The following is an 8,642-nucleotide window of genomic DNA, read 5'->3' as shown; positions in this document are numbered from 1 at the left end:
CAATGTGCCGCCAGGTTGACCGGAAGTCAGGGTAAACCTGCCATTCGGCCCAACTGTCGAGAAATTGCTTTCATTATCGACCAAAGTAGCCATGGCGCGTTCGGCTCGCGCCCAGGAACCGCTTGATCCATCCAGTTCGGCAGCGCCTGCCAGTGCAAACGCGTCCGCCGCCTTCTGCAAATCATTGTGCAGATTGTTGACCCGGCTGGCGTCGATCGCAAGGAGGGAAAATCCAACGATCGCCGGTAGCATCACGCTGACGAGGATCAGCGCTATTCCCCTCTGATCGTGCCAGAACGCGCGAATACCTCGCAACATGGCCCTACCCCTTACCCCTTCACGCCAGGCCCCTCGAATGCCCGGCGCACCGCATCCTTCTGCTCAATTCGCTCCGTTGGTCACACCCGAAGTGCCGACATTGACCGTCATGTTCGTCGTCGGCGCCGGTGGCGGCGGAACTCTGTAGCTTCTGATCACGCCAACGCCGCGCTCACCGTCGCCTTCGATTTTCGTGTTGTTCGAGGCCGGATTGTATGGGTCGACCGTCTGCAGAAGCGAATTGAATTTCTGCGTATCGCCGGCCGCCAGCGTCACCGTGTCGTAGTTGTTGAGATAGTCCGCGGCGCAACCTGTCAGCAGGCCGGTACACAGAACGACGAGCAAGAGCTTATTTCTTGACATAGAGCATCTTGTCCTTCGATTTCACATCCAGCATGTGGCCATAGGGGCCGGTGACGCCTTCGCCGTTTTCATACTGGCGGATCATGTCCTTGTTCACCTCGAGTTGGCCGAGGATGAAGAACTCCGGATCATTGGCCGGCCGCGTCTTGTCGAACGGCGTCGCCAATTGCTCGCCGGGCTTTGTCGGCCGTACGAGATGCGGCGTGACGATGACAACCAGCTCGGTTTCTTCCTTCTGGTTGCTTGAGTTGCGGAACAGCGCGCCGATGACCGGGACCTGGCCGAGCCATGGCACCTGGTTCTGCAGCTTGGTGGTCTTGCTGGAGAGAAGCCCGCCGACGGCGAAACTCTGGCCGTCGCGCAATTCGACCACGGTCGCGAGTTTGCGGTTGGTGAAGATCGGGTCGCCAGCAGTGGTAAAGCCGGTCAGGTCGCTCACTTCCGGCGCCAGCTTGATATGGATCTTGCTCTCATCCATGACGACAGGCGTGAATAGCAGATTGACGCCGAATTGCTTGTATTCGATCTGGATATTGCCATCAGTGCCGATGCTGCGGATGGGGACTTCGCCGCCTGCGTTGAAGCTGGCGGACTCACCCGACAAGGTGGTGAGGTTGGGTTCAGCCAGCGTGCGCACCACGCCCTTGGCCTCGAGCGCTTCGATGATCAGGTCGACCTTGATGTTGCTGTCGATGACGCGGGTAATTAGTGCCGCGAAGGGATTGGTGTTCGAGAGCAGGCCGCTAAGCAGGTTCCCGGGTCCCAGCACCACGTCGTCTTCGTCGACGGCCGCAATGCCCGTTCCCGTACGGCTCGTGCCGCTACCATTCGTGCTCCTGATCGAGACGCCGAGGTCGCGGCCGGCGTTGCGCTTGGCCTCCAGCACGCGCACTTCCAAATTCACCTGCTGGCTGTCGTCGATGGTCACGGAGTTGATAATTGCGTCGGGGCCATATTGCTGGGCGACGTCCACGATGGAGGCCAGGGTCGCTGCATCCTTGACATGACCGGCCAGCCTGATCTTGCCATTGATCGAGCCGATTTCGATGCGCGCGCGAGGCGCGACCTGGCGGATTGCCGCGGCCATGTCACTGACATCCTGACCGACCTCGACCTGGAGCGTGCCCAGCGAGCGCTTGTCTTCGGAAAACAGGTTGACGGTTGTGGTGCCGACACCCTTGCCGATGACATAGAGCGTCTTGTCGGTCATCGGCTGCGCGTCAGCAATCTTCTCGTCGCCCACGACAATATCGCCCAGGGTGGAGTTCACCTGGATCGTCACCGACTGCGATACCGGCACGAAGATACGATGGATAGTCGGGTTCGACACGTCGATGCGGCGGTCGGCGGCATGGGCCACGGGACTTAGCGACAGCAATGCGCAGGATAAGGCGAAAGCGGCGGCCGCCAGTGGTCTCCGGTACACACGCATCTACGCTAACCCCCCTGCCGGCTGATTCGGAGTGTCGATCCTAATGCGCCGGCGTCATTTTTGTCGCGGCACATCGTATGTTTCGAGTTTTATACCTCGAAATACACCGATTGTCGCCCGGGCCGGCGGTTCCGGCTGCACGTATTTGACCTCTTCCTTGACAATTTCCTTCACTTGCGGCGCAGATGCCACAGCCGGAGCCGGCTTGACCTTGCTCAGATCGTCGATTTTGTTGTCCACCCGTTCGACGGCTTTGGCCAGCCCGGCGAGCTTGTCGTCGGCGCGTTTGCGATCGGCCGCGGCCGCGGCGTCCGCCGCCGCCTGCTTGGCAAGTTCGGCCTGCCTGGCGGCGACATCGTCCGGCGTGTCGCCGGTCAGATCCGAAAGCGTGACACGCTCGGTCGTCTCGCCCTTGTTGGCCGCCGCCTGACGCAGCGCCAGCGACAACTGCCCAGCGCCGGCGGCGAGCGTCAGCTTCTGCGCGTCCTTGGTGCTGACTTCGACGGTCACGGCTTTCGCCACCGTCGGGTTCTCCTTGCTTTCGTCAGCAACCTGGTCGATGGCCAGCACCTTAATGCTCTGTAGCAGCACATCGACAAAACTCTTGTCTGCGCCGCCATCGGCGCGCACCGTGCGGGTCAACAATATATCGACGCGGTCGCCCGGGAAGACAAAGCCGGCGACGCCGAGCACGTCGTTGACCCTGATGGAAACGGCTTTCATGCCCTCGCCGAGCACCGCCGAAAGCGTGGCGCGCTGGCCGGGGCCGGTGATCTTGGTGGCGAGAACGGGCTCGTTGGCGCCGATCGCCTGCAATGCCTGCTTCGAACCTTCGCCGGCCAGGATCTCTTTGGTTGTCTTGAAAGCGCCGGCCGGGACCGCGCCTGCGGGCCAGGCGATTTCACGCAGCTTTTCGGCGGTTAGCGTGTCGCCGAACTTCAGCGCCACCGCTGCCACCACAACAGTGTCGCGCTTAACTCCGTCCGACTGCGCCAATGCGTTGCGCTGGTTCGCCAGCCAGATGTTGACAAGCACAACCGCCAGAACGCCGAACACGCCGGCGAGAACAATCATGATCAAAGTGTTGGCACGCATCAGCCCCAAGCCCCAAAAGCGGGAATTCGCCCGCCGCGATAAGGCTCAGGCCCGGATCGAAGTCCGGGCCTGAGGATTAAACAGACGATCAGCTGCCGGTGCCGGCGGCGGCGTCGCAGGTACCCGGACCAGTGTTCAGGTTGGTGCAGAGGCCGGTGAAACGGCCGGTGACCCAGGCACCGATCGCGAGAACCGCGAGAATGGCTGCTGCGGCGATGATGCCGACCAGGATGGAATATTCGACCATAGCAGCGCCGTTGTCGTCGTCGCGGAACTGCCGGGCCATCGTCATGAGCTTCTTCATGCCAATTTCTCCCTTTGGAGGTTGAACCCGACGAGACGAGCTAAGGATGAACCCCATACCCAAGCATCCCCCGTCGAGTTGATCTAAGTCCCGCCAAAAACCAGAGTCAAACGGGATTAACAGTTCCTTAACCTTCCAATACCTGATCGGGACTCAATTCAATTTCGACAAGGGATTGATTCGATTTGCTTTTTGAGCGCTTTTAACCATTCATTCACAATTTCGCCTCACCCATAGTGGTAGCCTAATCATATTAGGGTATGTGCATAAGCCTTTATATGTAAGGGCTTACCGGAGTCCGCGGCGGCGATTCGAACGTTGCAAGCCGAAACGTTTCGTGAGGTGGGAGTTGAGTTGTGCTCCTGGGTACACAGTCGCGAAATAAAACGATTTTTTTAGGGACTCGTCTTAACTATGTTGTAAGTATTCGATCCTCCCACCCGCGCCCCGCGCTTGTGCCTCTCGTGGTTAACCCTTAGTTTCCAACCTGAGGGAAACTTTTGGGAAAAGTTTGCGGGGGGCTAAAAATGCTAGGCCGCTTCATCAAGGGATCGAATGAGCCGCGGGCGCTCCAGCCGACGACCGCAGTGGCGGTTTCAAATGGGGCGACGGTCGTTCCGGTGACGGATGCTGAAACCCAGGGCAATGATTTTCTGACGCTCAAGGTTGAACTCCACCGCCATCTCATCGACCGCTTCAATTTGACCGCCCTTGAAAATGCGTCCAAGGACGAGATTCTCGATGAGATACGGCCGATCGTGCGCGAATTCGTCCGCGCTCGAAATATTCCGCTGAACGCGCGCGAGCTTGATCAGTTGACCAGCGACACGGCTGACGAAATGCTGGGGCTGGGGCCGATCGAGCCCTTGCTCAAGGACGATTCGATCGCCGACATTCTGATCAACACCCACAATCGCGTTTTCATCGAGCGGCGCGGCGTGCTCGAGGAAACCAAGATCCGCTTCCGCGACGAGGCGCATCTGCTGCGGGTCGTCAACAAGATCGTCTCGGCAATCGGCAGGCGCGTCGATGAATCCGCGCCGATGGTCGACGCCCGCCTCGACGACGGATCGCGCGTCAATATCGCGGTGCGGCCGATCTCAGTGGATGGTCCGCTCGTTTCGATTCGCAAATTCTCCAAGCATCCTTATTCGCTCGAGCGCCTGATCGCGTTCAACTCGATCCGCCCGCCGATGGTCGACATGCTGCGGATCGCAGTGCAGGCGCGCAAGTCGATCCTGGTTTCCGGTGGCACCGGCAGCGGTAAGACAACCTTGCTTAATGCGCTCTCGAGCTACATTCCTGCCGCCGAGCGCTTGATCACCATCGAGGATGCGGCGGAACTGCAACTGCAGCAGCCGCATGTCGGCCGGCTGGAGACGCGCCCGCCCAACGTCGAGGGCAAGGGCGAAGTTCGTCAGCGCGAGCTGGTGAAGAACGCCCTGCGCATGCGGCCCGATCGCATCATCGTCGGCGAGGTTCGCGGCGAGGAAGCCTTCGACATGCTGCAAGCGATGAACACTGGCCATGAAGGCTCCATGACCACCATCCATGCCAACACACCGCGAGATGCGCTATCCCGCCTGGAGCAGATGGTCGGCATGGCCGGCATGCCGATGACCCACGAATCCATCCGGGCGCAGATCGCTTCGGCGATCGACATCATTGTGCAGACGCAACGGCTTTCCGATGGCGGCAGGCGAGTGATATCGATTTCGGAATTGACAGGCATGGAAGGCAACGTCGTGCAGCTCCAGGAACTTTACCACTTTGTTCGCCGGGAAGTGACTGCGGAAGGCAAGATCATCGGTGATTTTCGCGCCACCGGGGTAAGGCCGCGTTTTGCCCAGGAGGCGGCGACGCTCGGCTTTCACTTTGAAAAGGACGCCTTCAATCCACAGGTTCCGCTCTGATGCCGACTGGCCAGACCCTGCTCTATTTCATCTATGTGCTCGCCGCCGCCTCGGTGATCCTTGCTGCCGAGTCGCTCTATCTGTCTTACGCCGGGCGGCGCGTCAGGGTCGGCACAATCAATCGACGGCTCAAGCTTTTGGCCGAGGAAGCGCCGGCCGAGCAGACCCTACAAGGCCTGTTGCGAGAACGTGGATTGACGGACTCGGGTGACTTTGTTTTCGGCTTCGTCACATTGAACCGGCTCTACACGCAATCCGGCATCACCGGCAATCCACTGGCTTTCGCTGCAATGTTCCTGCTTGCCGGGCTGGTTATCGCATTGATGCTGACACTACTTTTCGGTTTTTCAATCGTCACGGCGCTGATCACATTTTTGTTGGTGGGCCTCGTCCTGCCGCTGCTTGTGCTCAGGCGCGCCCGCAACAAGCGCATCCAGAAGTTCGCCAGGCAGCTCCCGGATGCGCTCGACATGATCGTGCGCTCGCTGCGCGCCGGCCATCCAGCACCGGTGGCGATCAGTCTTGTGGCCCGTGAGATGCCGGATCCGCTTGGCACCGAATTCGGCATCGTTGCGGACGAGATCACCTTCGGGCTCAGTCTGGAAAACGCCGTGCGGAAACTCTCCCAGCGCGTGGGATTTGAAGGCCTTCATCTGCTTTCGGTATCACTCTCCATCCAGTCCAAGACGGGCGGCAATCTAACCGAGATCCTGCACAATCTTTCAATGGTGCTGCGCGAGCGGCAGAAATTGCGCCTCAAGATCAGGGCGCTTTCATCCGAGGGGCGAATGTCGGCGTGGATCATCTCCTTTTTCCCCGTCGTCATGTTCTTGATCCTACAGATCGCCGCCCCATCCTATTACGGCACTGTCTGGAACAATCCGGTCATCCTGCCTGTGTTTGTGCTTTTTGGAGCCTGGGCACTGCTGGGCGACTTCATCATGTACCGCATGGTCAACTTCGACTTCTGACAGGAGCGAGCCATTAGCCTGTTTTCGAATACGCAGGACATAAGCTTCCTGGTTTCCCTAGCTGTCTTCCTGGCGGCGGTGGCATTGTTCCTGTTCGGCGCCCTTGTCTTTTTGCCGGCGTTGCAGACGCGAAAGCTGGTCGCGCAAAGTCTGATGGCGGAGGGAATTGCCGACCGTCGTTCGCTTGCCGGGCAGGAACATCTGGCCAAGATCGCGGCGCAGAAGCCGATCGACGCCTATTTCCGCACGGTTGAGAAGGAGCGCGGCGAGCCGAATGCCCTTGAGGCGAAGCTCTTTCGGGCCGGCTTCTATCAATCAAGCGCGCCCCTCATCTATACTCTTACGCGCATAGCGGCGGTCGCGATCGGCTTTCTGGTCGCCTACACGCTCCTGTCCCGAGTATTGCCCGCGCAAATGCCCAGCTTTATTGCATTTGCCGGCGCCGGTCTGTTCGGGCTCGCCTGTCTGGTCGTTCCCAGCATCGCGCTTGATCGATTCGAGAAGGCTCAGATGCAGATATATCGTCGCGGGTTTCCCGATTTCATGGATATGATGATCACCTGCGCCGATGCTGGCATGAGCCTGGAGGCAGCGGTCGAGCGTGTCAGCAACGAACTGGCCGGAACCCATAAATGGCTGGGCATCCAGCTTTCGATCATGAATCTGCAACTGCGCGCCGGCAAGCCGCTACGCGAGGCATTGCGCGACCTGGCCGATCGCATCGGCCTCGACGAGGCACGGGCCCTGGCAGTGCTGTTCCGGCAGTCGGAAGAACTCGGCACCAGCCTGACCGACGCGCTGCGCGTCTATAGCGACGAAATGCGCAGCCAGAGAATTCTGCGCGCCGAGGAGCGTGCCAACGCTTTGCCGGTCAAGATGATGATCCCACTGGGGCTATGCATCTTCCCGGTGGTGCTTATGGTCATCATGTTGCCGGTGATCATCCGCATGAGGGGCATTTTCTTCTAGTTATGCGTGAGCTTTGATTCTAATGTGATTCGGGGGCGACCCTTGGGGACATATATATATGAGATGGCGAAATGCGGCCGCAGCCGGCCTGTTAATCATGGCGATTGCCGGCTGCCAGACGGACCCGACTGACGGTGTTGTTCGCACCAACGAACCCTCCAAGGGCGATGTCACGTCCTTTGGCGATACATTCGATGGGCTGAAGACAGTCAGCGATGTCGACTACTATGCTTCGGACCAGGCCGTCGCCGAGGCCAAGACGCAGTTCCGCTCTGAAAACTACGGCAATGCCGGCGCGCTGTTCTACAAGGCCACGCGCCTGGCGCCCAATGACGGCGTCGCCTGGCTGGGTCTTGCCGCCTCCTGCGACCGCATTCGCCGTTTCGACCTCGCCGATCTTGCCTACAGCCGCGCCTACAAGCTGCTTGGCGCGACGCCCGAATATTACAACAATCTCGGCTATTCCTATCTGCTGCGAGGCAAGCTGCAGAATGCGCGCTCCAATTTCCTGAAGGCCTACGAATTGGCGCCGAACGACCCGACCGTTGCCAACAACCTGAAGCTCCTGTCCTCCAGCGTGCAGAACATCGAGCGCTAGCATGTTGCTGGCCGCATCGCTACTGCTCAAGGCGCTGGCCATTCCTTTGCTCGTCAGGATCGCCTGGGTCGACTTCACGACGCAGAAGATATCCAATCAGAATGTGCTGCTGTTGCTTTGCCTGGGCCTGGGCTCCCTGCAACTGCTGTCAGTCGCGGCCGGGTCATGGTGGGATATGGGCCTGAGCGCTCTTGCCGGTCTTTTACTATTTGTCGTGCTCTTCCCTTTCTGGACCTTGCGCAAGGTCGGCGCTGGCGACGTCAAGCTGATGGCGGTTATGCCTTTTTTGATCGGCGGCAGCGGTCTCGTCGTTTTTTCTCTTCTCTTGCTGGTGTGTGCCCTGATCACGGCCGTGCTCGTGAAGAACCCTTTCATGCTGCCGGCAGGTATGTTCCGCCTCTATGTCCAGCATCTCGACCGCAAGGGCGTGGTGCCGTTCGGTGTGCCGATTTCGCTCGCGGCAATCTGCGCGATAGGGTTCCAGATATACGAACGTTGGGTGCTGGCCAGCAGCTCCGGAATTCTACAGCAGCTCAACTGACAAAGTGGTGTTCAAAACCCCGCCGTCGACTTCTCGACCAGCTTCAGCGCGCCCTTCTCGACCCGGTAGAACGGCATCGTGCGCTGGCTTGAGCCGTCGGCGCGGAAGCGGAACAGGCCGGTCGAGCCGCGGAAGCCG

At 59.7% G+C, this 8,642-nt stretch carries 10 protein-coding genes; 5 read left to right on the top strand and 5 right to left on the bottom strand.

From position 1 onward, the window contains the following. From EN742_RS14730 to EN742_RS14710, 5 genes are all read right to left on the bottom strand, one after another. Positions 1 to 318: pilus assembly protein TadG-related protein (locus EN742_RS14730; protein WP_245492326.1), on the bottom strand; the 318-nt coding region annotated here is incomplete at its 3' end. Between the two features lie 63 nt (positions 319 to 381). Further along, positions 382 to 681 (bottom strand): hypothetical protein, encoded by a 300-nt coding sequence (locus tag EN742_RS14725; protein ID WP_127405532.1) that lies wholly within the window; start codon positions 679 to 681, stop codon positions 382 to 384. Further along, positions 668 to 2,113: a type II and III secretion system protein family protein gene (locus EN742_RS14720; RefSeq protein WP_128332958.1), complete on the bottom strand. Its 1,446-nt coding sequence runs from the start codon at positions 2,111 to 2,113 to the stop codon at positions 668 to 670. The genes EN742_RS14725 and EN742_RS14720 overlap by 14 nt, the downstream gene beginning before the upstream one ends. A 54-nt stretch (positions 2,114 to 2,167) precedes the next feature. After that, positions 2,168 to 3,208, bottom strand: coding sequence for a Flp pilus assembly protein CpaB (gene cpaB / locus EN742_RS14715; RefSeq protein ID WP_126056493.1), 1,041 nt, complete (start codon positions 3,206 to 3,208; stop codon positions 2,168 to 2,170). An 88-nt stretch (positions 3,209 to 3,296) separates the two neighbouring features. Continuing rightward, complete coding sequence (locus tag EN742_RS14710) at positions 3,297 to 3,512, bottom strand: Flp family type IVb pilin (RefSeq protein WP_126056492.1); 216 nt, start codon at positions 3,510 to 3,512, stop codon at positions 3,297 to 3,299. A gap of 527 nt (positions 3,513 to 4,039) precedes the next feature. On the opposite strand from EN742_RS14710, the gene EN742_RS14705 reads away from it, so the two are divergent. The 5 genes from EN742_RS14705 to EN742_RS14685 all read left to right on the top strand — a co-directional run bounded on the left by EN742_RS14705 (position 4,040) and on the right by EN742_RS14685 (position 8,504). Beyond that, positions 4,040 to 5,425 carry a CpaF family protein gene (locus EN742_RS14705; protein WP_126056491.1) on the top strand — a complete coding sequence of 462 codons (1,386 nt, stop codon included), beginning with the start codon at positions 4,040 to 4,042 and terminating at the stop codon, positions 5,423 to 5,425. 137 nt (positions 5,426 to 5,562) lie between these two features. Further along, a complete protein-coding gene (locus EN742_RS14700; RefSeq protein ID WP_245492325.1) occupies positions 5,563 to 6,396 on the top strand; it encodes a type II secretion system F family protein in 834 nt (277 codons plus the stop codon). 18 nt (positions 6,397 to 6,414) lie between these two features. Beyond that, a complete protein-coding gene (locus EN742_RS14695) occupies positions 6,415 to 7,365 on the top strand; it encodes a type II secretion system F family protein (RefSeq protein ID WP_126056489.1) in 951 nt (316 codons plus the stop codon). Positions 7,366 to 7,423: 58 nt separating this feature from the next. After that, positions 7,424 to 7,963 carry a tetratricopeptide repeat protein gene (locus tag EN742_RS14690; RefSeq protein WP_126056488.1) on the top strand — a complete coding sequence of 180 codons (540 nt, stop codon included), beginning with the start codon at positions 7,424 to 7,426 and terminating at the stop codon, positions 7,961 to 7,963. Between the two features lies 1 nt (position 7,964). Further along, complete coding sequence (locus EN742_RS14685) at positions 7,965 to 8,504, top strand: prepilin peptidase (RefSeq protein ID WP_128332957.1); 540 nt, start codon at positions 7,965 to 7,967, stop codon at positions 8,502 to 8,504. Positions 8,505 to 8,642 lie beyond the last annotated feature (138 nt).

This window comes from Mesorhizobium sp. M4A.F.Ca.ET.020.02.1.1, from assembly GCF_004022645.1.
Taxonomy (GTDB): Bacteria; Pseudomonadota; Alphaproteobacteria; order Rhizobiales; family Rhizobiaceae; genus Mesorhizobium.
This window is presented reverse-complemented; position numbering and strand designations above follow the sequence as displayed.

What these genes read in the sequence shown, in the direction of transcription:
- EN742_RS14725 (WP_127405532.1), bottom strand. Translation starts at nt 681, where the DNA reads ATGTCAAGAAATAAGCTCTTGCTCGTCGTTCTGTGTACCGGCCTGCTG.
- EN742_RS14720 (WP_128332958.1), bottom strand. Translation starts at nt 2,113, where the DNA reads ATGCGTGTGTACCGGAGACCACTGGCGGCCGCCGCTTTCGCCTTATCC.
- cpaB (WP_126056493.1), bottom strand. Translation starts at nt 3,208, where the DNA reads ATGCGTGCCAACACTTTGATCATGATTGTTCTCGCCGGCGTGTTCGGC.
- EN742_RS14710 (WP_126056492.1), bottom strand. Translation starts at nt 3,512, where the DNA reads ATGAAGAAGCTCATGACGATGGCCCGGCAGTTCCGCGACGACGACAAC.
- EN742_RS14705 (WP_126056491.1), top strand. Translation starts at nt 4,040, where the DNA reads ATGCTAGGCCGCTTCATCAAGGGATCGAATGAGCCGCGGGCGCTCCAG.
- EN742_RS14690 (WP_126056488.1), top strand. Translation starts at nt 7,424, where the DNA reads ATGAGATGGCGAAATGCGGCCGCAGCCGGCCTGTTAATCATGGCGATT.
- EN742_RS14685 (WP_128332957.1), top strand. Translation starts at nt 7,965, where the DNA reads ATGTTGCTGGCCGCATCGCTACTGCTCAAGGCGCTGGCCATTCCTTTG.